The sequence below is a fragment of the Kitasatospora sp. NPDC089797 genome (assembly GCF_040684795.1).
Taxonomy (GTDB): domain Bacteria; phylum Actinomycetota; class Actinomycetes; order Streptomycetales; family Streptomycetaceae; genus Kitasatospora.
Genome location: NZ_JBFBGS010000002.1, coordinates 41,286 through 65,793 on the forward strand (window position 1 = coordinate 41,286; position 24,508 = coordinate 65,793).

At 71.9% G+C, this 24,508-nt stretch carries 25 protein-coding genes; 22 read left to right on the top strand and 3 right to left on the bottom strand.

Going from position 1 to position 24,508, the window contains the following annotated elements:
- Window positions 1–38 precede the first annotated feature (38 nt).
- Both AB0O91_RS01805 and AB0O91_RS01810 read left to right on the top strand, forming a co-directional pair.
- Window positions 39–743: an HAD family phosphatase gene (locus AB0O91_RS01805; RefSeq protein WP_363427142.1), complete on the top strand. Its 705-nt coding sequence runs from the start codon at window positions 39–41 to the stop codon at window positions 741–743.
- A gap of 210 nt (window positions 744–953) precedes the next feature.
- Entirely contained in the window at window positions 954–2,561 is a 1,608-nt protein-coding gene (locus tag AB0O91_RS01810; RefSeq protein WP_363427143.1) for an ABC transporter substrate-binding protein, read from the top strand.
- Window positions 2,562–2,643: 82 nt separating this feature from the next.
- Here the strand turns inward: AB0O91_RS01810 and AB0O91_RS01815 are convergent, their stop codons facing one another.
- Both AB0O91_RS01815 and AB0O91_RS01820 read right to left on the bottom strand, forming a co-directional pair.
- A complete protein-coding gene (locus AB0O91_RS01815) occupies window positions 2,644–3,315 on the bottom strand; it encodes a response regulator transcription factor (protein ID WP_063346919.1) in 672 nt (223 codons plus the stop codon).
- Window positions 3,312–4,232, bottom strand: coding sequence for a RecB family exonuclease (locus AB0O91_RS01820; RefSeq protein WP_363427144.1), 921 nt, complete (start codon window positions 4,230–4,232; stop codon window positions 3,312–3,314). Before AB0O91_RS01820 ends, AB0O91_RS01815 begins: the two co-directional genes overlap by 4 nt.
- 235 nt (window positions 4,233–4,467) lie before the next feature.
- Here AB0O91_RS01820 and AB0O91_RS01825 point away from each other — a divergent pair, with 235 nt between their 5' ends.
- The 3 genes from AB0O91_RS01825 (at window position 4,468) to AB0O91_RS01835 (ending at window position 7,608) form a co-directional block, all read left to right on the top strand.
- Window positions 4,468–5,679: a site-2 protease family protein gene (locus tag AB0O91_RS01825; protein WP_363427145.1), complete on the top strand. Its 1,212-nt coding sequence runs from the start codon at window positions 4,468–4,470 to the stop codon at window positions 5,677–5,679.
- 82 nt (window positions 5,680–5,761) lie between these two features.
- Complete coding sequence (locus tag AB0O91_RS01830; protein ID WP_363427146.1) at window positions 5,762–6,721, top strand: tRNA (adenine-N1)-methyltransferase; 960 nt, start codon at window positions 5,762–5,764, stop codon at window positions 6,719–6,721.
- A 269-nt stretch (window positions 6,722–6,990) separates the two neighbouring features.
- The gene (locus AB0O91_RS01835; RefSeq protein ID WP_363427147.1) at window positions 6,991–7,608 is read left to right on the top strand and encodes a hypothetical protein; all 618 of its coding nucleotides are present in this window, start codon (window positions 6,991–6,993) and stop codon (window positions 7,606–7,608) included.
- Between the two features lie 9 nt (window positions 7,609–7,617).
- Here the strand turns inward: AB0O91_RS01835 and AB0O91_RS01840 are convergent, their stop codons facing one another.
- Window positions 7,618–7,923: a ferredoxin gene (locus tag AB0O91_RS01840; protein ID WP_363427148.1), complete on the bottom strand. Its 306-nt coding sequence runs from the start codon at window positions 7,921–7,923 to the stop codon at window positions 7,618–7,620.
- 286 nt (window positions 7,924–8,209) lie between these two features.
- Here AB0O91_RS01840 and arc point away from each other — a divergent pair, with 286 nt between their 5' ends.
- The 17 genes from arc to AB0O91_RS01925 all read left to right on the top strand — a co-directional run bounded on the left by arc (window position 8,210) and on the right by AB0O91_RS01925 (window position 24,488).
- Window positions 8,210–9,976, top strand: a complete 1,767-nt coding sequence (arc, locus tag AB0O91_RS01845; protein WP_363427149.1) for a proteasome ATPase — start codon at window positions 8,210–8,212, stop codon at window positions 9,974–9,976.
- A gap of 229 nt (window positions 9,977–10,205) precedes the next feature.
- A complete protein-coding gene (gene dop, locus AB0O91_RS01850) occupies window positions 10,206–11,717 on the top strand; it encodes a depupylase/deamidase Dop (RefSeq protein WP_363427150.1) in 1,512 nt (503 codons plus the stop codon).
- 183 nt (window positions 11,718–11,900) lie between these two features.
- Window positions 11,901–12,119, top strand: coding sequence for a ubiquitin-like protein Pup (locus AB0O91_RS01855; RefSeq protein WP_363427151.1), 219 nt, complete (start codon window positions 11,901–11,903; stop codon window positions 12,117–12,119).
- Window positions 12,120–12,281: 162 nt separating this feature from the next.
- The gene (gene prcB, locus AB0O91_RS01860; RefSeq protein WP_363427152.1) at window positions 12,282–13,124 is read left to right on the top strand and encodes a proteasome subunit beta; all 843 of its coding nucleotides are present in this window, start codon (window positions 12,282–12,284) and stop codon (window positions 13,122–13,124) included.
- Window positions 13,125–13,155: 31 nt separating this feature from the next.
- Window positions 13,156–13,911 (top strand): proteasome subunit alpha, encoded by a 756-nt coding sequence (prcA, locus tag AB0O91_RS01865; protein ID WP_363427153.1) that lies wholly within the window; start codon window positions 13,156–13,158, stop codon window positions 13,909–13,911.
- Window positions 13,912–14,031: 120 nt separating this feature from the next.
- Window positions 14,032–15,393 carry a Pup--protein ligase gene (gene pafA / locus AB0O91_RS01870; RefSeq protein WP_363427154.1) on the top strand — a complete coding sequence of 454 codons (1,362 nt, stop codon included), beginning with the start codon at window positions 14,032–14,034 and terminating at the stop codon, window positions 15,391–15,393.
- A 129-nt stretch (window positions 15,394–15,522) separates the two neighbouring features.
- The gene (locus AB0O91_RS01875; protein ID WP_363427155.1) at window positions 15,523–16,512 is read left to right on the top strand and encodes an FKBP-type peptidyl-prolyl cis-trans isomerase; all 990 of its coding nucleotides are present in this window, start codon (window positions 15,523–15,525) and stop codon (window positions 16,510–16,512) included.
- Between the two features lie 217 nt (window positions 16,513–16,729).
- On the top strand, window positions 16,730–18,055 hold the full coding sequence (locus AB0O91_RS01880; protein WP_363427156.1) for an FKBP-type peptidyl-prolyl cis-trans isomerase: 1,326 nt from the start codon (window positions 16,730–16,732) through the stop codon (window positions 18,053–18,055).
- A gap of 162 nt (window positions 18,056–18,217) precedes the next feature.
- Window positions 18,218–18,601: an FKBP-type peptidyl-prolyl cis-trans isomerase gene (locus AB0O91_RS01885; RefSeq protein WP_363427157.1), complete on the top strand. Its 384-nt coding sequence runs from the start codon at window positions 18,218–18,220 to the stop codon at window positions 18,599–18,601.
- A gap of 165 nt (window positions 18,602–18,766) precedes the next feature.
- Complete coding sequence (locus AB0O91_RS01890) at window positions 18,767–19,741, top strand: WYL domain-containing protein (RefSeq protein WP_363427158.1); 975 nt, start codon at window positions 18,767–18,769, stop codon at window positions 19,739–19,741.
- 26 nt (window positions 19,742–19,767) lie between these two features.
- On the top strand, window positions 19,768–20,694 hold the full coding sequence (locus AB0O91_RS01895; protein WP_363427388.1) for a WYL domain-containing protein: 927 nt from the start codon (window positions 19,768–19,770) through the stop codon (window positions 20,692–20,694).
- A gap of 27 nt (window positions 20,695–20,721) precedes the next feature.
- The gene (locus AB0O91_RS01900) at window positions 20,722–20,928 is read left to right on the top strand and encodes a hypothetical protein (protein ID WP_363427159.1); all 207 of its coding nucleotides are present in this window, start codon (window positions 20,722–20,724) and stop codon (window positions 20,926–20,928) included.
- A 60-nt stretch (window positions 20,929–20,988) separates the two neighbouring features.
- On the top strand, window positions 20,989–21,183 hold the full coding sequence (locus AB0O91_RS01905; RefSeq protein ID WP_363427160.1) for a hypothetical protein: 195 nt from the start codon (window positions 20,989–20,991) through the stop codon (window positions 21,181–21,183).
- Between the two features lie 193 nt (window positions 21,184–21,376).
- Window positions 21,377–21,688, top strand: a complete 312-nt coding sequence (gene tatA, locus AB0O91_RS01910; protein WP_363427161.1) for a Sec-independent protein translocase subunit TatA — start codon at window positions 21,377–21,379, stop codon at window positions 21,686–21,688.
- 130 nt (window positions 21,689–21,818) lie between these two features.
- Window positions 21,819–22,766, top strand: a complete 948-nt coding sequence (gene tatC / locus AB0O91_RS01915) for a twin-arginine translocase subunit TatC (RefSeq protein ID WP_363427162.1) — start codon at window positions 21,819–21,821, stop codon at window positions 22,764–22,766.
- A gap of 193 nt (window positions 22,767–22,959) precedes the next feature.
- Window positions 22,960–24,117, top strand: coding sequence for an FAD-dependent oxidoreductase (locus AB0O91_RS01920; protein WP_363427389.1), 1,158 nt, complete (start codon window positions 22,960–22,962; stop codon window positions 24,115–24,117).
- Window positions 24,118–24,155: 38 nt separating this feature from the next.
- A complete protein-coding gene (locus AB0O91_RS01925) occupies window positions 24,156–24,488 on the top strand; it encodes a (2Fe-2S)-binding protein (RefSeq protein WP_363427163.1) in 333 nt (110 codons plus the stop codon).
- The last annotated feature ends 20 nt before the right edge of the window (window positions 24,489–24,508 follow it).

The following is a 24,508-nucleotide window of genomic DNA, read 5'->3' on the forward strand; positions in this document are numbered from 1 at the left end:
TCCCCAGGGACCCCTGGGATAGGACGGAAGGACCCGCCATGACCACCAGCTCCACCGCCGCCCTGGCGCTCGACCACGGGGACGACCGCGGCCTCCAGGCGGTGCTGCTGGACATGGACGGGACGCTGGTGGACACCGAGGACTTCTGGTGGCAGGCCGAGGTCACCCTCTTCGCCGAGCTGGGCCACCGGCTGGACGAGGAGGACCGTGCGCACGTGGTCGGCGGCCCGATGACCCGGGTGATGGACTACCTGGTCACCCGCACCGGGGTGGACATCGCCCCGGCCGACCTCGGGATGCTGGTCAACCAGCGCTTCGTCGACCTGCTGGCCGGCGGCGTGCCGCTGATGCCGGGCGCCGAGCGGCTGCTCAACACCCTTGCCGCGCACGGGATCCCGGCCGCGCTGGTGTCGGCCTCGCACCGGCACGTGATCGACATCGTGCTGCGCTCGCTGGGCGCCGAGCGGTTCGCCTTCACCATCGGCGGGGACGAGGTGCCGCGTACCAAGCCGTTCCCGGACCCGTACCTGGAGGCGGCCCGCCGGCTGGGTGCGGAGCCGGCCCGCTGCGTGGTCGTGGAGGACACCCCGACCGGGGTGCGGGCGGGCGAGGCGGCGGGGTGCCCGGTGATCGCGGTGCCCTCGGTGGCGCCGATCGAGCCGGCCCCCGGGCGGCTGGTGCTGCCCTCGCTGGAGCGGGTCGACCTCGAGGTGCTCCGCTCGCTGGTCGCTTCGCGGGTGTGATTGTCATCTCATTGTAGGCGGACCCTACTCGCCGGTAAGCGGCTCCGTCCGGAGGCTCCGGGGGAGAAATCGGGCATTGGCTGACAACTCGTCGGACGGGCGGCGCTGCCCCCAACCACCGTGTCCCAAACGTCATCTGCACGGGTATCGGTCGTGCGTGTTCGATATGGCACGCTACTCGGGTTCGCGACACCCCCGAAGGACGCTCCCGTGAAGACTTCAGCTGAACGCCTGGCAGCTCTCGGCTGCGCCGGTCTGGTCGCCGTGTCGGTGGCCGGGTGCGGATCGGTCACCGATGCCGTCAAGGGGGACAGCGGCGGCAAGGCGATCACCATGGGGACCGCCCAGCTGACCGGCTCGCTCGACCCCGCGGCCGCCTACGACCTCGGCTCCTGGCTGCTGCTGCGCAACACCTTCCAGTCGCTGCTGACCTTCCCGGCCGCCGCCAGCACGCCCGCCCCGGACGCCGCGCGGTCCTGCGAGTTCACCGGCGCCGACGCCAGCGAGTACCACTGCACCCTGCGGCCCGGCCTGAAGTTCTCCAACGGCCACCCGCTGACCGCCGAGGACGTGGCGTTCTCGATCCAGCGGACCAAGAAGATCGACGACCCGAACGGCCCGGCCAGCCTGCTCTCCTCGATCAAGAGCGTCGAGGCCAAGGGTGACAACGAGGTGGTCTTCCACCTGTCGAGCCCCGACGCCACCCTGCCGGCCAAGCTGGCCGGTCCGGCCGGCGCCATCGTCGACCACCAGGTCTACCCGGCCGACAAGACGCTGCCCAACGACAAGCAGATCGGCTCCGGGCCGTACCGCTTCGACTCGGTCGAGAACATGGCCGGCGGCAAGCAGCTGGGCAAGGTCGTGCTGCTGCCCAACGACAAGTACAGCGGCGACGCCAAGCTGCGGAACAGCAAGTTCACCGTCAGGTACTTCGACAAGCCGGTCGACCTCAAGGCCGCGCTGGACAAGGGCGACGTCGACGTCACCGACAACAGCCTGGAGCCGAACACCGCCGCCCAGATCCAGTCCGACCAGCAGGGCGGCAAGACCGACCTCCAGGTGGTCGAGGGCGACAGCAACGACACCCGCTCGCTGGTCTTCAACACCAAGGACCCGGCGGTCTCCAACGTCGGCGTCCGCCAGGCCGCCGCCGCGCTGCTCGACCGCAAGGCGCTCGCCCGCGACGTCTTCGCGCGCACCGTCCAGCCGCTGTACGCGATGGTCCCGGCCGGCGTCACCGGCCACACCACCGCGTTCTTCGACCGCTGGGGCGACCAGGACGTGGCCAAGGCGAAGAAGGCGCTGGCCGACAACAAGGTCCAGACCCCGGTCAAGCTCACCCTCACCTGGTCCCGCTCGCGGGCCGGCAGCGGCGAGGCCGACACGCTCAAGAAGCAGCTGGAGACCGGCGGCCTGTTCCAGGTGACCGTCCAGCAGGAGCCGGACTGGGACGCCTTCCGCAAGGGCTGGGTCGAGGGCAAGTACCAGGCGTACGTCATCGGTTGGTTCGCCGACTACCCGGACCCGGACAACTACACCGCCCCGCTGCTGGTCGACGGCGGTGCCTACCACACCGGCTGGGACGACCCGAAGATCAGTCAGAAGCTCGTCCCGGACAGCCTCAAGCAGACCGACCGCAGCGCCGCGGCGCCCGCCTACGCGCAGATCCAGCAGATCGTCGCGGAGAGCGTGCCGCTGATCCCGCTGTACCAGAACAAGGCCTTCTACGCGGCCCGTTCGAACATCACCGGCGTCGAGTCCACCGTCGACACCACCGGCTACTTCCGGTTCTGGGAGATCAGCCGCTCCAGCAAGTAGCGCCCCGCGCACGGCGGCCCGCCCGCCTCCCCGACGATCCGTGGGGGAGGCGGGCGGGCCGCCGTCTCGTTCCTCCGCGCCGCTACAGCGCGCCCGGCCGCACCAACCCGCTCTCGTAGGCGTACACCGCCGCCTGCACCCGGTCGCGCAGCTGGAGCTTGGTCAGCACATGGCCGACGTGGGTCTTCACGGTGGTCTCGCTGACGAACAGCTCGGCCGCGATCTCCGCGTTCGACAGCCCGCGCGCCACCAGCTTCAGCACCTCCAACTCCCGCTCGGTCAGCGCGCTCAGCGCCTGCGGCGGCGCCTCCTCGCCCGAGGGCAGCTTGGTGGCGTACATGTCGAGCAGCCGGCGGGTGATGCTCGGCGCCAGCATCGCCGCGCCGTCCGCGACCACCCGGATCGCCTGCACCAGCTCCTCCGCCGGGACGTCCTTCAGCAGGAAGCCGCTGGCGCCCGCGCGCAGCGCCTCCACCACGTACTCGTCCAGGTCGAAGGTGGTCAGCACCAGCACCTTGGCCGGGCCGTCCCGCCCCGGACCGGCGATCCGGCGGGTCGCCTCGACCCCGTCCATCCGCGGCATCCGGATGTCCATCAGCACCACGTCGGGCTGCAACGCCCGCACCTGGTCCAGCGCCTGCTGACCGTCGCCGGCCTCCCCGACCACCACCAGGTCGGACTCGGCCTCCAGGATCATCCGGAAACCGGTGCGCAGCAGCGGCTGGTCGTCGACCAGCAGCACTCTGATCGTCACAAGGACTCCTTGCTCATCGGATCCCCCGTGGGATCGCTCTCGTCCGACGTACGGGCCGGGGCCGGCACGGGCAGCGGGTACGGCGGCGGGGTGCCGCCGAACTCCGGGCAGCTGGCCTGGTGGTCGCACCAGTCGCAGAGCCGGTTGCGGGTGGCCGGGAAGTCCCCGGTGGCCACCGCCTGGCCGATCCGCTCCCACAGCGCCTGGAGCTTGCGCTCCACCGCGAGCAGGTCGGCCTCGTCCGGGTCGTAGCTCACCACGTCCCCGCCCCCGCCGAGGTAGACCAGCTGGAGGCGCTTGGGCAGCACGCCCTTCCAGCGCCACACCACCAGCGCGTAGAACTTCATCTGGAACATCGCCTTGCCCTCGAAGTCCCGCGAGGGCGCCCGGCCGGTCTTGTAGTCCACCAGCCGGACCTCACCGGTCGGGGCGACGTCCACCCGGTCGATGTAGCCGCGCAGCAGCAGCCCCGACTCCAGCGCCGTCTCCACGTAGAGCTCGCGCTCCACCGGGTGCAGCCGGGTCGGGTCCTCCAGCCGGAACCACTGGCCGACCAGCTTCTCGGCGTCCGCCAGCCAGCGGGTCAGCGCCGCGCCGTCCGGGTCGTCCGGGAACAGCGACGACAGTTCCGGGCGCTCGCCCAGCAGCCGCTCCCACTGCGGGCGCAGCAGCCCGAGCGCCCGGTCCGGCGTCCGCTCGGCCGCCGGGCTGTCGAACAGCCGCTCCAGCACCGCGTGCACCAGCGTGCCCCGGGTCGCCGCCGAGCTCGGCGGCTCGGGCAGCCGGTCGATCACCCGCAGCCGGTACAGCAGGGGGCAGGTGAGGAAGTCCCCCGCACGGGACGGGGACAGCCCGGTCGGGGGCGCCGCCGGGCGCGCCGGGGCCCCGGCGGCGCTGCTGGTGTCGGTCTGCTGCATGGCTACGACCCTATTGCCCTTTGCTGTCATCCCGCTGCCACCGTGCTGCCGCACCACCCCCGGCAGTCCCGGTGCGCCCCGGCCCGGGCCCGGTCGGGGACCGGTCGAGGACCGGTCGGAGGGGCGGTCGAGTGGGTATGAAGGCCGACAGAGGGGCGCGCCGCACCAAGTGGCCACGATCACGTAGCGTGGGCGCACCGGGGGCACGACGGGCGGGACGACCGAAGGGAACACGGTGAGCGACACCAGGGGGCAGCAGACCTCCGACCAGCCACCGCAGGACGGCGGCCGCCCGACCGGGCCGCCGCCCGAACGCGGCGGCGGCCTCCTGATGGGGCGCCCGTTCGGCGTGCCCATCTACGTCACCCCGTCCTGGTTCGTCATCGCCGCCCTGATCACCTGGGTGTTCGGCGGGCAGCTCGCCGACGTCCTGCCCGAACTCGGCAGCGGCCAGCGTTACCTGCTCGCCTTCTTCTTCGCGGTCGCCTTCTACGCCTCGGTGCTGGTGCACGAACTCGCCCACACCCTGGTCGCGCTGCGCTACCGGCTCGGGGTGCGGCGGATCCAGCTCCAGTTCTTCGGCGGCGTCTCGGAGATCGAGAACGAGGCCGAGAGCCCCTGGCGCGAGTTCTGGCTGGCCTTCGTCGGGCCGCTGCTGTCACTGGTGCTCGGCGGGGTCTTCTACCTGGCGCTGCGCGCCGTCGAACTGTCCAGCGTGCCCGGGGTGCTGCTGACCGGCCTGATGGTCTCCAACCTGGTGGTCGCCGCCTTCAACCTGCTGCCCGGCCTGCCGCTGGACGGCGGCCGGATGCTGCGCGCCCTGGTCTGGGCGGTCACCGGCAAGGCCATGACGGGCACGGTGGCGGCGGCCTGGATCGGTCGGGCGCTGGCGGTCGCGGTGCTGATCGGCCTGCCGCTGATCAGCGCCTCCCGGGACGGCCAGCGCACCACCACCGACACCCTGGTCGACGGGGTGCTGGCCGCGGTGCTGGCCGCGATCATCTGGAACGGCGCCACCGGCAGCCTGCGCAACGCCCGGCTCAAGGAGGCGCTGCCCGCGCTGCGGCTGCGCGACCTGGCCCGGCGCACCGTCGAGGTCACCGCCGACACCCCGCTCGGCGAGGCGATGCGCCGCGCCCGCGAGGCCGAGGCCGGCGCCGTCGTGGTGGTGGACGGCCGGGGCGACCCGATCGCCATCGTCTGCGAGTCGGCGGTCCGGGCGGTGCCAGAGCACCGCCGCCCCTGGGTGGCCGTCGGCCCGCTCGCCCGTGACCTCGAACCGGGCCTGCGGCTGGACGCCGACCTCGGGGGCGAGGACCTGCTGCGGGCGATCCAGGCCACCCCGGCGGGGGAGTACCTGGTGGTCGAGGCGGACGGCCGGGTGTACGGCGTGGCGGCGCTCAGCGACATCGAGCAGCGCCTCACCGCCGCCGTCTCCGGCCGCTGAGCCGGCCCGGCCCGCGGTGCTGCCGAGGCCCTGCTGAGGCCCTGGTGAGGCAGGACGGTCCGCTTCCCTTAGGATTGGCCGCATGTCCGAACCGACCGGTGCCGCCCGCCGACGCGGGCCCTTCCAGGTCGGGGACCAGGTCCAGCTGACCGACCCCAAGGGTCGCCACTACACGTTCACGCTCCAGGCCGGGAACCAGTTCCACACCCACAAGGGTGCGTTCCCCCACGACGAGCTGATCGGCGCTCCCGAAGGCACGGTCGTGCGCACCACGGGGAACGTCCCGTACCTCGCGCTGCGCCCCCTGCTCCCCGACTACGTCCTGTCCATGCCGCGCGGCGCTGCCGTGATCTACCCCAAGGACGCGGGGCAGATCCTGGCGATGGCCGACATCTTCGCGGGTGCCCGCGTGATCGAGGCCGGTGTCGGCTCGGGCGCGCTCAGCACGTACCTGCTGCGCGCCGTCGGGGAGCAGGGCATGCTGGCCTCCTACGAGCGCCGGCAGGACTTCGCGGACATCGCCCAGGGCAACGTCGAGCGCTACTTCGGCGGCCCGCACCCGGCGTGGAAGCTGACCGTCGGCGACCTCCAGGACAACCTGGTGGAGACCGACGTCGACCGCGTCATCCTCGACATGCTGGCCCCCTGGGAGTGCCTGGACGTCGCCTCCAAGGCGCTCGTCCCCGGCGGCCTCATCTGCTGCTACGTGGCCACCACCACGCAGATGTCCAAGACCGTCGAGGCACTGCGCGACCACGGCACCTTCACCGAGCCGCAGGCCTGGGAGACCATGGTCCGCACCTGGCACCTGGAGGGCCTGGCGGTCCGCCCGGACCACCGGATGATCGGTCACACCGGCTTCCTGCTCACCGCCCGCCGCCTGGCGGACGGCGTCGAGCCGCCGCTGCGCCGCCGCCGTCCGGCCAAGGGCGCGTACGGCGAGGACTACGACAACGGGGCGCCCGAGCCGTCCCTCCAGGAGCGCGCCGCGGCCCGCAAGGCCGCCCGGGACACCGAGTCCGACCAGCCCGACCTGGGCTGAGCCCGAGTACCCGAGCAGGGGTGGTGCGAGCGTCACGCTCGCGCCACCCCTTGTTCGTGGCCGGCCCGCCTCCGGGCGCTCCGGCCCGGCGCCGACGTTCTCCCCGCCCGCCGGCCGGGAGGTGCCGCCGCGCTCCCGCCCCGCTCGCCGCTCCTCGCTTCCGGCACCGGCGCGTCCTTCGGCTCCCCGGCCGCCTTCCGTGCACCGGTGTGTGGGACGATGCTCGCTCAGACGCAGACCAGCTCCTGGAGCTCTGGAGGGGACGCCTGGTGGAGACCGCGGTCGGGACGACGGCGACGGCTGGACAGCAGACACCGCGGGGACGCACCCGGCCCGGTCACGGGCGCACCACGCCCTGGCACTGGGCCCTCGCCCTGGCCGGCTGCGGGGCCGTCACGGCCGCCGCGCTCGCCGCCTCCCCGGCGACCGGCACCCCGCTGCCGACCCGCGGCGGCAGCGCCCCCAAGGCCCTCGCCGCGAGTGCCGCCCCCGACCCGGCCAAGGCCCAACTGCCCATGGACTGCGGCCCGTTCCCGGTCCGGACGGTGCTCAGCGTGCCCGCCGAGCTGGGCGACGGACACCCCGGTACGGTGGTCGCCGCGCAGTGCGCCACCGACACCGGCAACCCGCCGGACTCGGTGTACCTGCTCGGATTCGGCCCGGACGGGCGCCCGGTGGTGGTCGCCACCCTGCTGACCGAGCGCGAGGGCCTCACCCTGAGCCGCCTCGCGGTGCGCTCCGACGGGGCCATCACCGGCCGCGCGCAGGGGTATTCGAGCGACGAGGTGCCGCGCTTCCGCCCCGACCTCTCCGTCGACCTGACCTGGACGCACCGGGGCGGCGGCTGGGAACGCTCCCAGTCCGCCGCCCCGGCCGACGCGACCTGACCCGAACGACTAGTCCGCGTCCGGTCCGTAGACCTCGACCCGGTCGGTGACCCGGCGCACGTGGATGCAGTCGCCGGGGCACTCCTTGGCCGAATCCACCACGTCCTGAAGGAGCGTCAGCGGCACCGGGGCGGTCTCCCCGGGCTGCTGGCGCAGTTCGTCGTCCGGGCCCTTCACGTACGCGAGCCCGTCGATGTCCAGCTCGAAGACCTCGGGCGCGTACTGGGCGCAGATGCCGTCACCGGTGCACAGGTCCTGGTCGATCCACACCTCCAGCTCCTCGGCCGCCGTCGCGGTCTGCTCGGTCACCGACATGGTCCCCTGCCGTTTCTGTCCCGGGTCGCCCCTATTCCTGGAGCAATCCCGCCATTCGTACAACGATCGGAACCGGCGCCGCCGGTCGCGATCGGATATCACTTCGCTCGACGATACATCTGGCCCGCTTTGGGTGGTGCGCGGTGGGTATCCCCTTAGCAGAGGGGAAGCACGCTGGGGCGAAGATCGGACACGCCCGTTCCATCTTTCTTGATCTAGGGGTTTACGGACCCCTGGTCCCAGGTAGGGTCTGGAAGCGTCCAGCTCCCCGGAGGAGGTGAGGACCGTGGCAGCCCACGATGACGACTACAACCGCAGCACCGGCAGGCCCGCTCGTGGTTCCGACGAGGCCGCTCAGGTCTCGTACCTTGAGCAGGAAATCGCCGTTCTGCGCCGCAAGCTCGCCGACTCGCCGCGCAATTCGAGGATCCTCGAAGAGCGGATCGTCGAGCTCCAGACCAACCTGGCGGGCGTGACCGCCCAGAACGAACGACTCGCCTCCACCCTGCGCGAGGCCCGCGACCAGATCGTGGCCCTCAAGGAGGAAGTGGACCGGCTGGCACAGCCCCCGGCCGGTTTCGGCACCTTCCTGGTGGCGAACGAGGACGGTACCGCCGACATCTTCACCGGCGGTCGCAAGCTCCGCGTCAACGTCAGCCCGAACGTCGCCCTCGACGAACTGCGGCGCGGCCAGGAGGTGATGCTCAACGAGGCCCTCAACATCGTGGACGCGATGGCCTTCGAGCGCATCGGCGAGATCGTCACCCTCAAGGAGGTCCTCGAGGACGGCGAACGCGCCCTGGTCGTCGGTCACACCGACGAGGAGCGGGTGGTGCGCCTCGCCGAACCGCTGCGCGAGGTCACCGTCCGGGCGGGGGACGCCCTGTTGCTGGAGCCCCGCTCCGGCTACGTGTACGAGGTGGTGCCGAAGTCCGAGGTCGAGGAGCTGGTCCTCGAGGAGGTCCCGGACATCGACTACCGCCAGATCGGCGGCCTGGGCAACCAGATCGAGCTGATCCGCGACGCGGTCGAGCTGCCGTACCTGCACGCCGACCTGTTCAAGGAGTACGAGCTGCGCCCGCCCAAGGGCGTGCTGCTCTACGGCCCGCCCGGCTGCGGCAAGACGCTGATCGCCAAGGCGGTCGCCAACTCGCTGGCCAAGAAGGTCGCGGAGGTCACCGGGCGCCCCCAGGGGAAGAGCTACTTCCTCAACATCAAGGGCCCCGAACTGCTCAACAAGTACGTGGGCGAGACCGAGCGGCAGATCCGGCTGGTCTTCCAGCGGGCCCGGGAGAAGGCGAGCGAGGGCACCCCCGTCATCGTCTTCTTCGACGAGATGGAGTCGCTGTTCCGCACCCGCGGTTCCGGCGTCAGCTCGGACGTGGAGAACACCATCGTCCCGCAGCTGCTCGCCGAGATCGACGGCGTGGAGGGCCTGGAGAACGTCATCGTCATCGGCGCCTCGAACCGCGAGGACATGATCGACCCGGCGATCCTGCGGCCCGGCCGGCTGGACGTCAAGATCAAGATCGAGCGCCCGGACGCCGAGGCCGCGAGGGACATCTTCTCCAAGTACCTCAAGGACTCGCTGCCGTTCCACCCGGACGACCTCAAGGAGCACGACGGCTCCGTCGAGACGACGGTGGCGGCGATGATCCAGTCGGTCGTGGAGCGGATGTACTCCGAGACCGAGGAGAACCGCTTCCTGGAGGTCACCTACGCCAACGGTGACAAGGAGGTCCTGTTCTTCAAGGACTTCAACTCCGGTGCCATGATCCAGAACATCGTCGACCGGGCGAAGAAGATGGCCATCAAGGACTTCCTCGACCACGGTCAGCGCGGTCTGCGCGTCTCCCACCTGCTCGCCGCCTGCGTGGACGAGTTCAAGGAGAACGAGGACCTGCCGAACACCACCAACCCGGACGACTGGGCCCGCATCTCCGGCAAGAAGGGCGAGCGGATCGTCTTCATCCGCACGCTGGTCACCGGCAAGCAGGGCGCCGAGTCCGGCCGCTCGATCGACACCGTCGCCAACACGGGGCAGTACCTGTAAGCACGCGGTTCGGCCGGGCCGGCGACGGTCCCCGGAGCTGTACGCACACCGTCCGGCTGTGGCGCCTCGCGGCCCCGCAGCCGGACGGCGCGTCTCCGGGCCCGTCGCCCGGCGCCGGGAAATAGGCTCGACCCACCGTCCGCGGGCAGACGTCCGGCGCCGGTGTTGTTCAGCGGTACGTCAGCGTGCTCCGCCCGTCGGGGGCGGGGCACCGGGCAAGGAGGGCCGCATGACCGTACGGCGCGTGATGGGCATCGAGACCGAGTACGGGATCTCCGTGCCCGGGCACCCCAACGCCAACGCCATGCTCACCTCGTCCCAGATCGTCAACGCGTACGCGGCGGCGATGCACCGGGCACGGCGGGCCCGCTGGGACTTCGAGGAGGAGAACCCGCTGCGCGACGCGCGGGGCTTCGACCTCGCGCGCGAGGTGGCGGACGCCAGCCAGCTGACCGACGAGGACATCGGCCTCGCCAACGTCATCCTGACCAACGGGGCCCGGTTCTACGTGGACCACGCGCACCCCGAGTACAGCTCGCCCGAGGTGACCAACCCGCGCGACGCCGTGCTCTGGGACAAGGCGGGCGAGCGGATCATGGCGGCCGCCGCGCAACGCGCGCTGGAACTGCCCAACGGGCAGACCATCCACCTGTACAAGAACAACACCGACAACAAGGGCGCCTCCTACGGCACCCACGAGAACTACCTGATGAAGCGGGCGACGCCGTTCGCCGACATCGTCCGCCACCTCACCCCGTTCTTCGTCTCCCGCCAGGTCGTCACCGGCGCCGGCCGGGTCGGCATCGGCCAGGACGGCTCGGCGAACGGCTTCCAGATCAGCCAGCGGGCGGACTACTTCGAGGTCGAGGTCGGGCTGGAGACCACCCTCAAGCGCCCGATCATCAACACCCGGGACGAACCGCACGCCGACGCCGAGAAGTACCGCCGGCTGCACGTGATCATCGGGGACGCCAACCTCTCCGAGATCTCCACCTACCTCAAGCTGGGCACCACCTCGCTGGTCCTGTCGATGATCGAGGACTCCTTCATCGCCTCCGACCTCGCCGTCGACCAGCCGGTGCGCACCCTGCACCGGGTCTCCCACGACCCGACGCTCAAGCACCTGATCACCCTGCGCAACGGGCGCAAGCTCACCGCAGTCCAGCTGCAGCTGGAGTACTTCGAGCTGGCCCGCAAGTACGTCGAGGACCGCTTCGGCACCGACGCCGACGAGCAGACCGTGGACGTGCTGGCCCGCTGGGAGGACGTCCTGGGCCGGCTGGAGCGCGACCCGATGTCGCTCTCCCGGCAACTCGACTGGATCGCCAAGCGGGAGATCCTGGAGGGCTACCGCAGCCGGGACGCCCTGGAGTGGGACAACCCGCGGCTGCACCTGGTCGACCTCCAGTACAGCGACGTACGGCCCGAGAAGGGCCTCTACAACCGCCTGGTGGCCCGTGGCCGGTTCGAGCGGCTGCTGACCGAGGAGGAGGTCGAGCGGGCCGTCACCAAGCCCCCGGAGGACACCAGGGCGTACTTCCGCGGGCGCTGCCTGGAGCAGTACGCGGAGCACGTCGCGGCGGCCTCCTGGGACTCGGTGATCTTCGACCTGCCGGGCCGGGACTCGTTGCAGCGGGTGCCCACGCTGGAGCCGCTGCGCGGCACCCGCAACCACGTCAAGGAGCTGCTGGACCGCTGCCGCACGGCCGAGGACCTGCTGCGCGTCCTGTCCGGCGGGTAACTTTTCGATCACCACGGGTGAACGTCCGCCGAATGGGAATCATCCGGGGTGGCAGCGGGTGTTGGACAGGAAGCGCCACCGGCAAACCGGGAGCGGCAGTCGCACCTTGTGTATAGGGTCGGTGCCAACCGGCAACGACCGACCGACCAAACCGTGCCAGACGATTCGAGCGGGGTGAGGGAAATGGCGAGCAAGGACACCGGCGGCGGCCAGCAGCGGGCGAACCGCTCCTCCGAGGAGGCCGAGGAGCAGGTCGCGGAAACCCAGAATTCCGAGGACCTCAAGGAGCGCCAGGAAAAGCTGAGCGACGACGTCGACGCGGTCCTGGACGAAATCGACGAAGTGCTCGAGTCGAACGCCGAGGATTTCGTCCGCGGATTCGTGCAGAAGGGCGGGCAATAGCCCCTCCCCGGTAATCGGCAATTCACGGTCGCGACCGTCCGGGGCGGTCGGGCGGCATTGGCCGCCCGGCCGCCCGGCACCGGCCCCCTCCAGGCGTGGACAGTGATCGTCGGCGGGTAGGGTGCGGGCAATGCGCGCTTCAAGCTACCTGGAAGGAATCGTGTGGAAGCCAACATCCGTGGCACCGGGCGTCTACCGGCTGCCTTCCTGACCCCGGGGTCCGCCTCGTTCCTCGACTTCCTCGCCGAGCACCGGCCGGAGCTGCTCCCCGGCCACCGGGGGCTCCCCGAGGGATCGGTGGTCGAGGCTCCGCACGGGACCACGATCGTGGCCGCGGTGTTCGACGGCGGCGTGGTGATCGCCGGTGACCGCCGGGCGACCATGGGCAACGTCATCGCCCAGCGCGACATCGAGAAGGTCTTCCCGGCCGACGAGTACAGCGCGGTCGGCATCGCCGGCACCGCCGGGCTCGCGATCGAGATGGTCCGGCTGTTCCAGCTGGAGCTCGAGCACTACGAGAAGATCGAGGGCACCACGCTCTCCCTGGAGGGCAAGGCCAACCGGCTCACCAGCATGATCCGGGGCAACCTCGGCATGGCGATGCAGGGCCTCGCGGTCGTGCCGGTCTTCGCCGGCTACGACGTGGACCTCGGCCGCGGCCGGATCTTCAACTACGACGTCACCGGCGGGCGCTCCGAGGAGCGCGGCTTCGCCGCCACCGGCTCCGGATCGGTCTTCGCCCGCGGCTCGCTGAAGAAGCTGTACCGGGACGACCTGACGGCCGAGCAGGCCGTCACCCTGGTCGTCCAGGCGCTCTACGACGCGGCGGACGACGACTCCGCCACCGGCGGACCGGACCTGGCCCGCAAGATCTTCCCGATCGTCTCGCTGATCACCGCGGACGGCTTCCGCCGGCTCACCGACGCGGAGGTCGCGGAGACCGCCGTCGCCATCACGGACGAGCGCCTGAGCCGGCCCAACGGCCCGCAGGCCCCGCTGATCTAGCCATCACCTCACAGGAAAGGGACGACCGCCGGTGTCGACACCGTTCTACGTCTCGCCCCAGCAGGCCATGGCGGACCGCGCGGAGTACGCCCGCAAGGGCATCGCGCGCGGCCGCAGCGTGGTCGTGCTCACCTACGCCGACGGCATCGTCTTCGTCGCGGAGAACACCTCCAGGGCGCTCCACAAGGTCTCCGAGATCTACGACAAGATCGCCTTCGCGGCGGTCGGCCGCTACAACGAGTTCGAGAACCTGCGCATCGGCGGCGTCCGCTACGCCGACCTGCGCGGCTACTCCTACGACCGGGCCGACGTCACCGCCCGCGGGCTGGCCAACGTGTACGCCCAGACCCTGGGCACCGTCTTCTCCTCGGTCGGCGAGAAGCCGTACGAGGTCGAGCTGATCGTCGCCGAGGTGGGCCGCGGCGCCGACCAGGACCAGATCTACCGGCTGACGCCGGACGGTTCGGTCGTCGACGAGAAGAACTACGTCGTGGTCGGCGGCAACGCCGACTCGATCGGCAACTACCTGGGGCAGCGCCACCGGGTCGGCCTGAGCCTCACCGAGGCGGTGAAGGTCGCGGTCGACTCGCTCGCCCGCGACCCCAACGGCGGCAGCCCGCGCACCCTCACCCCGGAACAGCTGGAGGTGGCGGTCCTCGACCGCCAGCGGTTCCAGCAGCGCAAGTTCAAGCGGATCCTGGGCAACCAGCTGGGCCGGCTGCTCGACGGGGACCAGTCCGCCGAGGCGGACGACGACGAGAACCCGGCGGACAGCGCGCCGGAGTAGCAGTGCCTGCGGGGTCCCGTACGGCGGCCGGACCGCCGTCGTACGGGACCCCGGTGCCCCTGCGGCGGCCCAGTCGTCGTGGAGGCGGTTTCGGACAGCTCCGACAAGAATGGAGTGCTCATGGACCGCCGGATCTTCGGGCTGGAGAACGAGTACGGAGTGACCTGTACGTTCCGCGGGCAGCGTCGGCTGTCGCCGGACGAGGTCGCGCGGTACCTGTTCCGCCGGGTCGTCTCCTGGGGCCGCAGCAGCAACGTCTTCCTGCGCAACGGCGCCCGGCTGTACCTCGACGTCGGCTCCCACCCCGAGTACGCCACCCCCGAGTGCGACGACGTGGTCGAGCTGGTGACCCACGACAAGGCGGGCGAGCGCATCCTCGAAGGACTCCTGGTGGACGCCGAGCGGCGGCTGCACGAGGAGGGCATCGCGGGGGACGTCTACCTCTTCAAGAACAACACCGACTCGGCCGGCAACTCCTACGGCTGCCACGAGAACTACCTGGTGGCCCGGCACGGGGAGTTCTCCCGGCTGGCCGACGTGCTCATCCCGTTCCTGGTGACCCGCCAGCTGATCTGCGGCGCGGGCAAGGTGCTGCAGACCCCGCGCGGCGCGGTCTACTGCGTCAGCCAGCGGGCCGAGCACATCTGGGAGGGCGTCAGCTCCGCCACCACCCGCTCCCGTCCGATCATCAACACCCGGGACGAGCCGCACGCGGACGCCGAGCGCTACCGGCGGCTGCACGTGATCGTCGGCGACTCCAACATGTCGGAGACCACCACCCTGCTCAAGGTCGGCGCCACCGACCTGGTGCTGCGCCTGATCGAGGCCGGCGTGGTGATGCGCGACCTCACCCTGGAGAACCCGATCCGGGCGATCCGCGAGGTCAGCCACGACCTCACCGGCACCCACCAGGTGCGCCTGGCCAACGGCCGGGAGGCCAGCGCGCTGGACATCCAGGAGGAGTACTACTCCAAGGCCCTGGAGTTCGCCGACCGCAAGGGGATCAACACCGGGACCATCGGCCAGGTGCTCGACCTGTGGGGCCGCACCCTGGAGGCGGTGCGCAGCGAGCGGCTGGACGGGGTGGCCACCGAGATCGACTGGATCATGAAGTACAAGCTCATCGAGCGCTACCGCGAGAAGCACCAGATGAGCATGTCCAACCCGCGGGTGGCCCAGATCGACCTCGCGTACCACGACATCCACCGCCGCCGGGGCCTGTTCTACCTGCTCCAGGGCAAGGGCCAGGCGAAGCGGGTGACCACCGACCTCAAGACCTTCGAGGCCAAGTCGATCCCGCCGCAGACCACCCGGGCCCGGCTGCGCGGGGACTTCATCCGCCGGGCGCAGGAGCAGCGCCGGGACTTCACGGTGGACTGGGTGCACCTGAAGCTGAACGACCAGGCGCAGCGCACGGTCCTGTGCAAGGACCCGTTCCGTTCGGTCGACGAGCGGGTGGAGAAGCTGATCGCGGGCATGTGACCGCGCTCCCCGCACCGTGATCCACGCGGTGCGTCCGGCCCCGGTGGTGTCTACCGGGGCCGGACGCGTGCCGGGCATACGCTGTCCGTCGATTCGGGGGGCCGACTTCGACCGACAGTTAGGACCACCGTGCGCCGCACCGCCGGTTTGCTTCTCACCCTGCCGCTGCTGCTCGCGGTCGCCTGCAGCAGCTCGCCCAAGGCGGCCGGCCCGGCGACGCCGTCCACCGCGAGCGCCGCTCCGACGGTGCCCGCGCCGGTGGGCGAGGCCTCCCCGATGCCCACTCTTTCGGGTGGCGGTTTCGGCAGCAAGGCCACCATCACCATTCCCGAGGGGCAGCAGCCCAGCGGCCAGTTCGTGGTGAACACGGTGGTCGACGGGGAGCGGTCGACGGTGAACAAGGGCGACTGGGTGACCGTCAACTACACGGCGAAGGACTGGACCACCGGCAAGGACCTGGCCAGCTCGTACGACCCGAGCGGCAAGCCGCAGCTCTACCAGGCCGGCAGCGGGCAGCTGGTGCCCGCGCTGGACCAGACCGTGATCGACAAGAAGGTGGGCACCCGGCTGCTGGTGGTGGCCCCGCCGGCGGCGGCCTTCGGCGAGCAGGGCTCCAGCCAGCTGGGGGTGAACAAGGGGGACACCGTGGTGTTCGTGCTGGACATCGTGGAGAGCCTGCCGCAGGACTCCACGCTGACCGGCACCATGACCCAGGCGGCCGCGACGTTGCCGCAGGTCAAGGACAACGGCAAGGCGCCGGTGGGGATCACCGTGCCGGCCGGGCAGGCCGCGCCCACCGACCTCCAGCAGGCCGTGCTGATCAAGGGCGAGGGCAAGCAGGTCAAGAGCGGGCAGACCCTGGTGGTGCAGTACACCGGGGTGCTGTGGGCCAACGGGCAGCAGTTCGACGCCTCCTGGACGCACGGCGGCGCGCAGGCGGTGCAGATCGGCACCGGCAGCGTGATCGAGGGCTGGGACAAGGGGCTGGTCGGGCAGAACGTGGGCAGCCGGGTGCTGCTGGTGGTGCCGCCGGCGCTCGGGTACAAGGACCAGGCCCAGGGGTCGGTCCCGCCGAACTCCACGCTGGTCTTCGTGATCGACATTCTGGAAGCCGTCTAGCGGACGGTCTAGGAAGTCGTCGGGAGGATTCCGTACGCTTGGGCGGACGCTCGTACAACGAAGCGTCCGCCCTCATCCTGAGCTGTCATACTGCCCTCGCACTGTGGCAGGCGCCGCCCGGCGCCGAGGTCCGGGGGCGGACCGTGCGGCGGCAGACCGGCGCTCACCACGCCGGGCGCAGACCTGGAAGACCTCGTGGCGAGATGGATGGGGAGTCATGACTGAGAAGACGCCGAGCCCGGGCGGGGCCGGCACCGCGGCGAACGACAGCTCTGCGGGTGACCCGGCCGCCTCCCGCCCCGGCGGCCCGGTCGCCGCGGACCGCGAGTCGATCGTCGTGCCCCCGGCGATCCTGGCGCAGCAGGCCGGCTGGGCGCAGCCCGGCGAGAAGCCGCGGCCGGCGGGCGGGACCAAGACGGACGAGGACGACGCCCCGCAGATCTTCGCCAGCAACGTGCGCAAGAGCGACAGCTCGGAGGCCGGGTACGACGAGAACCCGCCCGGCGTCGGCCGGCTGGGCGTGATCCTCGGCACGGTGATCGCCCTGCTGCTGGTCGGCAGCGGCGTGACCCTGTACATGGTCAACAAGGACGGCTCCAAGGACGACGCCGCGTCGGCGGCCAAGCCGGACGCGACGAAGTCCGCGCCGCCCACGCCGACCGCCGAGCCGGTGCCGCCGATCAAGGACAGCGCCAAGGTGCTGCCGACCGTGGCCGGCGACTTCGGCAAGAAGGCCGAGATCCAGGTGCCGGGTGAGGCCTCCGACGGCTCCTTCGTGGTGAAGGTGCTCTCCGAGGGCAGCGGCCCGAAGGTGGACAAGAACAACTGGACCTCGGTGGACTACACCGCCAAGGACTGGAACACCGGCAAGGACATCCCGAGCTCCTACGACAACAACGGCAAGCCGCAGATCTTCCAGGCCGGCACGGACGCGCTGATCCCCGCGCTGGACCAGGCCGTGATCGGGAAGAAGGCCGGCAGCCGGGTGCTGGTGGTGGCCCCGCCGGCCGCCGGCTTCGGCTCCCAGGGCAAGCCGGACATGTCGATCGGCGCCAAGGACGACCTGATCTTCGTGATCGACATCCGCAACACCAGCGCGCCCGACGCCGTGGTGAGCGGTACCGTCACCCCGCCGCCCGCGGACTTCCCGCAGGTCAAGGACAACGGCAAGAAGCCGGCCGAGATCACCCCGGTGGCCGGCGCCAAGGACCCGACCGAGCTGAAGACCCACGTCCTGATCAAGGGCACCGGGCCGGCGGTGGAGAAGGGCGAGAAGGTCGTCGTCCAGTACACCGGCGCGCTGGCCAAGGACGGCAAGGTCTTCGACTCCTCGCTCAGCAAGGGCCAGGCGTTCTCCTTCCCGGTCGGCGGCGGCCAGGTCATCCAGGGCTGGGACCAGGGGCTGGTGGGCCAGACCGTCGGCAGCCGGGTCGAGCTGGTCATCCCGGCCTCGCTGGGATACGGGGACAAGGGCCAGGGCGACATCCCGCCCGGCGCGACCCTGGTCTTCGTGGTGGACATCCTCGACGCCGGTCAGGGCTGATCCACTTTTCGGTGACAATAGACGGCGTGTGACCTTCGGGACCGGCCGCGTGGCCGGGTCCCGACGGGCGGCGGGCGCCCGTACCGTGGTCCTGGAACGGACCGGGGTGCGGGCGCCCGCCGCTTGGTCGTGTGTGGAATTGCGAACGTGAGAAGAGGGACCATGGCTGTGAACCTGAACGAGAAGCCCGAGATCGACTTCCCGATCGGCGACGCCCCGACGGAGCTGCAGATCCGCGACATCGTCGTGGGTGACGGCGACGAGGCCAAGTCGGGTCAGGTCGTCAGCGTCCGCTACGTCGGCGTGACCTTCGAGACCGGCGAGGAGTTCGACGCGAGCTGGAACCGGAGCCCGAACGAGTTCCGCTTCCCGCTGGGCGGCGGCCGGGTCATCAAGGGCTGGGACCAGGGCGTCGTCGGCATGAAGGTCGGAGGCCGTCGCGAGCTGACCATCCCGTCGCGGCTGGCCTACGGCGCGCAGTCGCCGACCCCGGCCATCCCGCCGCACTCGACCCTGATCTTCGTGGTCGACCTGCTGGGCGTCTGAGCCTGCTGCGGCGCCGCCCCGAACCCCTCCCGGGGTTCGGGGCGGCGGTGTTTCCGGACGCGGCTTTTGCAGTGCGTACCGCTACCGGTACGGTCGGTCCCGCCGGGTGAGGATCTCCCGGTTGGCGCACCCCGCGCGCGGCGCGGCACACCGGAAGGGTCAGCGATGGCGATCGCCAAGGCAGAGCGGCTGATGAATCTCGCCCTGTGCCTGATGAACACCAGACGTCCGCTCTCCAAGAAGGAGCTGCGGGAATCCATCGAGGCGTACCGCGAGGCCTGGCAGAACAGCAGCGAGGACGCCTTCAACCGGATGTTCGAGCGGGACAAGGACGACCTGCGCGAGCTCGGCCTGGTGATCGACGTCGACGAGAACGCGCTGGACGGCGAGCTCGGCTACCTGGCCCGCGCCGACCGCAACCGGCTGCCGGAGATCGCGCTGGACGCCGAGGAGGCGGCCGCGCTCACCCTGGCCGCCCGGGTCTGGCAGCAGGCCAAGATGTCCGGTGCGGCCAGCGGCGCGCTGCAGAAGCTGCGCGCGGCCGGGGTGCCGTTCACCGAGGCCGAGGGCCGCACCGCCCTGGAGCCGCGGATCCCCGCCCGGGAGGCCGCGTTCGAGCCGCTGCTCACCGCCGCCCGGGACCGCCGTCCGGTCACCTTCGAGTACCGCAAGGCCGGGGCCGCCGCCGTCGAGCTGCGCAGCGTCGAGCCGTGGGCGCTGGAGTGCTGGCGCGGGCACTGGTACCTGGCCGGGTACGACCGGGACCGCGGCGACGCCCGGGTGTTCCGGCTCAGCCGGATCACCGGCAAGGTGCGGGCCAAGGGCGGCGCCTTCCTCGGCACCGTGCCGGAGCACGTCGACGTCCGGGCCACCGTGGCCAAGTTCGCGGGCGAGGGGGCCACCGCCACCGCGACCGTCCGGGTCCGCCGGGACGCCGGCTTCCCGCTGCGCACCAAGGCGCTGGCCAGCGCCCGGGTGGACGGGGACTGGGACGAGCTGGAGATCCCGTACGGCAACGGGCTGGGCGCCGACCTCGCGGAGTTCGGGCCGGACGTGCTGGTGCTCGGGCCGGAGGAACTGCGGGCGGATGTGGTCGACCGGCTGCGGGCGGTCGCGGGGCTTGAAGGAGCGGAAGCGTGAGTAACGCCATCGACCAGACGCGACGGATGCTGTCGCTGGTCACCTACCTGCGCGAGCGGCCCGGGGCCGAGGTCGCCGAGGTGGCCCGGGCGTTCGGGATCAGCGAGCGCGAGCTGATCGGGGACCTCAACGTGCTGCCGATGTGCGGCACCAGCTTCCGCGGCGGCGACCTGCTCGACATCGACACCGACGGCGAGCGGATCTGGTGGCACAACGTCGACGACGTGGCCCAGCCGCTGCGGCTGGCCGCCGACGAGGCCACCGCGCTGCTGGTCGCCGCGCGGGCGGTGGCCGGGCTGCCGGGCCTGCGGGCCGGGGACCGTGAGGCGCTCACCCGGGCCGTCGCCAAGATCGAGAACGCGGCGGGGGAGAGCGCCGAGAGCAGCGCCCGGGTCGGCGTGACCTTCGAGGCCGAGAGCCACGTCTTCGCCGACATCGACCGCGCGCTCAGCGAGGGCCGCCGGCTCTGGCTGCGCTACTACTCGCACGGGCGCGGCGGGATGACCGAGCGCGAGGTCGACCCGATCCGGCTGCTCACCGAGGGCCACACCTACCTGGAAGCCTGGTGCCGCACCTCGGAGGACCACCGGATGTTCCGGCTGGACCGGGTCGCCGAGATCCGCGTCCTGGACGTCCCGGCCGACCCGCCCCGGCGCGAGCCGCGGGACCTGAGCGGCGGGCTGGTCAACCCGGCGGCGGACGACCCGGAGGTGGTGGTCGAGGTGTCCTCCGGCGGCCGCTGGGTCGCCGAGTACTACACCCACGACCGGGCCGAGGAACTGCCCGACGGCGGGCTGCGGATCACCCTGCGCAGCGCCGACCCCTCCCAGCTGCGCCCGCTGGCGCTGCGGCTGGGCCGGGACGGCCGGATCGTCTCGCCGCCCGAACTGGCCGAGCAGGCGCGCTCGGCCGCGCGGGAGGCGCTGGCCGCCTACGGGGAGGGGCGGGTCTGAGCGGTGGAGCCCGGGACGAGATTCAAGGTGTACTGCTCGCAGTGCCGGGAGAAGGTCGAGCTCCCGGCGGAGGAGTTCCGGCTGACCCTCGGCCGGACCCCGGCGCAGGCGCACTACAGCTTCGGCTGCCCGCTGTGCGGGGCGGCGGTGCGCAAGGCCGCCGGGGAGAAGATCGTCGAGGCGCTCACCGGGGCGGGGGTGCGCACCATGCGGCTCGTCCCGGCGGAGGGGTGACCCCGCGGCCCGTCCCGGCGGCGGGGTGGCCCCCGTACCGGCCCGTATAGGGTGGGGCGCATGTCCTGGATGCTCGTCGCCGCCGTCCTGCTCGCCACCGCCGGCCTGCTGGTCCTCGGGGTCCTCGCGATCCGGCTCTGGCTGGACGTGCGGGCGCTGGCCAAGGGCGTGGACGCGGCCGCGCGGGCGCTGACCGGGGCGTCGGAGGAGCTGGCCGCGGCCGTTCCCGGCGGCCGGGGAGAGCCCGGCCGGTAGCACAGTCGGGGCGCGGGCGGTACGGGGGCTGCTGCGCGGGGGTAGGGGCGGGTTACGCTCTCAAGTGGCTCCTGAACTGCGAACCGGGGGCCGCTGTCCTTGTTCGGGCGGCCTTCGTCGGGGCGTCACCCGCAGCGGTTACCATCCGCGGCAGGCGGCCCGCCGGGCCGCGGATGCGGAAGGTGGTCGGCGCATGCGCTTCTCGATGACCGCGATCGTGCTGGTCGTGGTGGTGGCCATCGTGCTGTTCGGGGCCAAGCGGCTGCCCGATCTGGCACGGTCGTTGGGCCAGTCGATGCGGATCCTGAAGAGCGAGGCCAAGGCGATGCGCTCGGAGAACGAGCCGGACGGCGCCGCACCGGCCGAGCCGCCGGCACCGCCGCAGGTCGCGGCGGAGCCGACGGTCAGGACCGTCCAGTCCGCTCCGGGGGCCTCGGCCACGGCCCGTCCGGTGGCCGAGCCCGGCGCCGGGTCGGGCGCGCCCGGCGGCGACCGCCCGCACTGAGCGCGGTGCGCGTGAGGTACCCGACGTACGTGAGGTACGTGACGTACCCGGAGCACACGGCGCGCGCGACGCACGCGACCACGGAGGCCCGTCGACCGGCGGGCCTCGACGCACGAGTTGAGGACCGGGGTTGAGCAAGCTCTCCAAGGCGCCGCAGAAGGCGCCCAAGGATCCTGAGGGGCGGATGGCCCTCGCCGACCACCTGCGGGAACTGCGCAACCGCGTGGTCAAGTCGGTCCTGGCGATCGTGGTGATCACCATCATCGCGGCGATCTACCACAAGCAGATCGAGACCTTCCTGCTGGAGCCGCTGCCGCAGTGCACCAAGGAGACCTCCGGGCAGTACGGCGGCAAGTGCGCCCAGGTCTCCAACATCGGCCTGACCGCCGGTTTCACCTGGATGCTCAAGGTCTCGCTGACCGCCGGCGTGGTCGGCACGGTGCCGATCTGGCTCTACCAGGTGTGGGCCTTCGTGGCGCCCGGCCTGCACAGGCACGAGAAGAAGTACACGGTCATCTTCATGCTCTGCGGGGCGCCGCTGTTCCTGGCCGGTGTGGGCGTGGCGATCCTGACCCTGCCGACCACGGTCCAGGTGCTGATCTCGTTCACCCCGAACGGCACCACGCCGATCCTGCCGCCCGAGGACTACTTCGACATCGCGACCCGGATGGTGCTGGTCTTCGGCCTCGCCTTCGAGTTCCCGCTGCTGCTGGTGATGCTGAACCAGGTCGGGATCATCACCGGCAAGCGGCTGCTCGGCTGGTGGCGCGGCATGGTCATGGGGATCACGGTGTTCGCGGCCTTCGCCACGCCGAGCGCCGACCCGCTGAGCATGCTGGCGCTGGCCGCGCCGATCTGGGCGCTGTACTTCGTCGCGGTGGGCATCGCGCTCCTGAACGACCGGCGCAAGCGCCGGAACAACCCGGACGCCGAGCTGGACGACGAGGAGGCCTCGCAGGTGGACCTCACGGTGCAGTCGGTGGAGGGGACGGAGCTGGTCCAGGCCTCGGCGACCCCGGAGGCGGGTGCCGCACCGGTGCCGACCGCGCGCCGGGAGCAGATGGACGACATCACCTGATCCGACGGGCCGCCGACGGCCCCGGTCCTCCGCCTGGTGCGGGGGCCGGGGCCGTTCGGCGTCTCGGGCGTCTTCGGGTTCCCTCGGGTCTACTCACTCGGCCTTCCCGGGGTCTCGCGGGGTTTCCCGGCGCCTCGCGGGGAGGGGGTGTGCTCTTGGCACGATGGATGGCATGTGACATATTACTGACGTGCTGAAGACCCAGAGACCTCTCCTGGACGTCGTCGTGGTCGGCGCCGGCGTGGTCGGCGCCGCCTGCGCCTACTACGCCGCCCGTGCCGGGCTCGCCGTCGCCGTCGTGGACCGCGGGCCGGTGGCCGGGGGCACCACCGGGGCGGGCGAGGGCAACCTGCTGGTCTCGGACAAGGAACCCGGGCCCGAGCTCGACCTCGCGCTGCTCAGCACCCGGCTCTGGCGGGAACTCGCCGAGCTGCTCGGCCCGGCCGTGGAGTACGAGCCGAAGGGCGGGGTGGTGGTCGCCGCCACGACCGCCGGGCAGCAGGCGCTGCGGGCCTTCGCCGCCGGGCAGGCCGCCGCCGGGGTGACCGCCGAGGAGGTCCCGGCGGACCGGCTGCGCGAGCTGGAGCCGCACCTCGCGCCCGGACTGGCGGGCGGCTTCCACTACCCGCAGGACGCCCAGGTGCAGCCCGCCCTGGCCGCCGCCCACCTGCTGCGCGAGGCCCGTCGGGCCGGCGCCGAGCTGTTCACCGGGGAGAACGTGACGGCCGTGGACCGGGGGCCGGACGGCGCCGTGCGCGGCGTCCGGACCGACCGGCGCCGGCTGGCCGCGCCCGCCGTGGTCAACGCGGCGGGCACCTGGGGCGGCGAGTTGGCCGCGCTCGCCGGGGTGCGGCTGCCGGTGCTGCCCCGGCGGGGCTTCGTCCTGGTCACCGAGCCGCTGCCGCGGATCGTCCGGCACAAGGTGTACGCCGCCGACTACGTGGCCGACGTGGCCAGCGGCTCCGCCGGGCTGCAGACCTCGGCCGTGGTCGAGGGGACGCCGGGCGGGCCGGTGCTGATCGGCGCCAGCCGGGAGCGGGTCGGCTTCGACCGCACGCTCTCCCAGGAGGTGCTGCGCCGGCTGGCCGGCCAGGCCGCGGCCCTGTTCCCGGTGCTCGCCGGGGTCGCCGTGATGCGTGCCTACCGGGGCTTCCGGCCGTACCTGCCGGACCACCTGCCGGCCGTCGGGGCGGACCCCCGGGTACCCGGTCTCTACCACGCCTGCGGGCACGAGGGCGCCGGGATCGGGCTGGCGCCGGCCACCGGGCTGCTGATCAGCGAACAGCTCACCGGCAAGCAGCCGGAGCTGGACCTCACGCCGTTCCGACCCGACCGGTTCCCGGTCGCCTGAGCCCCCGTTCAGGACCCCCGGAATTCAGGACCCTTGGAATGGAGCATCCGGTGACCCGTCGCCGCACCCCCGCCGGGCTGGTCGAGGCCGCGCCCGGCCCCGCCCACCAGATCGAGTTCGACGGCCGCCCCGTCGCCGCCCTGCCCGGGCAGTCGATCGCCGCCGCGCTCTGGGCCGACGGCGTGCTCTCCTGGCGCACCACCCGGGTCGGCGGGCGGCCGCGCGGGGTGTTCTGCGGGATCGGCGCCTGCTTCGACTGCCTGGCCGTCGTGGACGGCCGGCCCAACCAGCGCACCTGTCTGCTGCCCGCCGAACCGGGCACCGTCGTCACCACCCAGGAGGGCCACGGCCGTGCCGACCTCGCCGTCTGAGTCGTCTGAGTCGTTCGAGT

What these genes read in the sequence shown, in the direction of transcription:
- AB0O91_RS01830 (WP_363427146.1), top strand. Translation starts at nt 5,762, where the DNA reads ATGTCCGAACCGACCGGTGCCGCCCGCCGACGCGGGCCCTTCCAGGTC.
- AB0O91_RS01880 (WP_363427156.1), top strand. Translation starts at nt 16,730, where the DNA reads ATGACTGAGAAGACGCCGAGCCCGGGCGGGGCCGGCACCGCGGCGAAC.
- AB0O91_RS01820 (WP_363427144.1), bottom strand. Translation starts at nt 4,232, where the DNA reads ATGCAGCAGACCGACACCAGCAGCGCCGCCGGGGCCCCGGCGCGCCCG.
- AB0O91_RS01925 (WP_363427163.1), top strand. Translation starts at nt 24,156, where the DNA reads ATGGAGCATCCGGTGACCCGTCGCCGCACCCCCGCCGGGCTGGTCGAG.
- AB0O91_RS01855 (WP_363427151.1), top strand. Translation starts at nt 11,901, where the DNA reads ATGGCGAGCAAGGACACCGGCGGCGGCCAGCAGCGGGCGAACCGCTCC.
- AB0O91_RS01905 (WP_363427160.1), top strand. Translation starts at nt 20,989, where the DNA reads ATGTCCTGGATGCTCGTCGCCGCCGTCCTGCTCGCCACCGCCGGCCTG.
- dop (WP_363427150.1), top strand. Translation starts at nt 10,206, where the DNA reads ATGACCGTACGGCGCGTGATGGGCATCGAGACCGAGTACGGGATCTCC.
- pafA (WP_363427154.1), top strand. Translation starts at nt 14,032, where the DNA reads ATGGACCGCCGGATCTTCGGGCTGGAGAACGAGTACGGAGTGACCTGT.
- AB0O91_RS01890 (WP_363427158.1), top strand. Translation starts at nt 18,767, where the DNA reads ATGGCGATCGCCAAGGCAGAGCGGCTGATGAATCTCGCCCTGTGCCTG.
- tatA (WP_363427161.1), top strand. Translation starts at nt 21,377, where the DNA reads ATGCGCTTCTCGATGACCGCGATCGTGCTGGTCGTGGTGGTGGCCATC.
- AB0O91_RS01885 (WP_363427157.1), top strand. Translation starts at nt 18,218, where the DNA reads ATGGCTGTGAACCTGAACGAGAAGCCCGAGATCGACTTCCCGATCGGC.
- AB0O91_RS01840 (WP_363427148.1), bottom strand. Translation starts at nt 7,923, where the DNA reads ATGTCGGTGACCGAGCAGACCGCGACGGCGGCCGAGGAGCTGGAGGTG.
- AB0O91_RS01895 (WP_363427388.1), top strand. Translation starts at nt 19,768, where the DNA reads ATGCTGTCGCTGGTCACCTACCTGCGCGAGCGGCCCGGGGCCGAGGTC.
- AB0O91_RS01805 (WP_363427142.1), top strand. Translation starts at nt 39, where the DNA reads ATGACCACCAGCTCCACCGCCGCCCTGGCGCTCGACCACGGGGACGAC.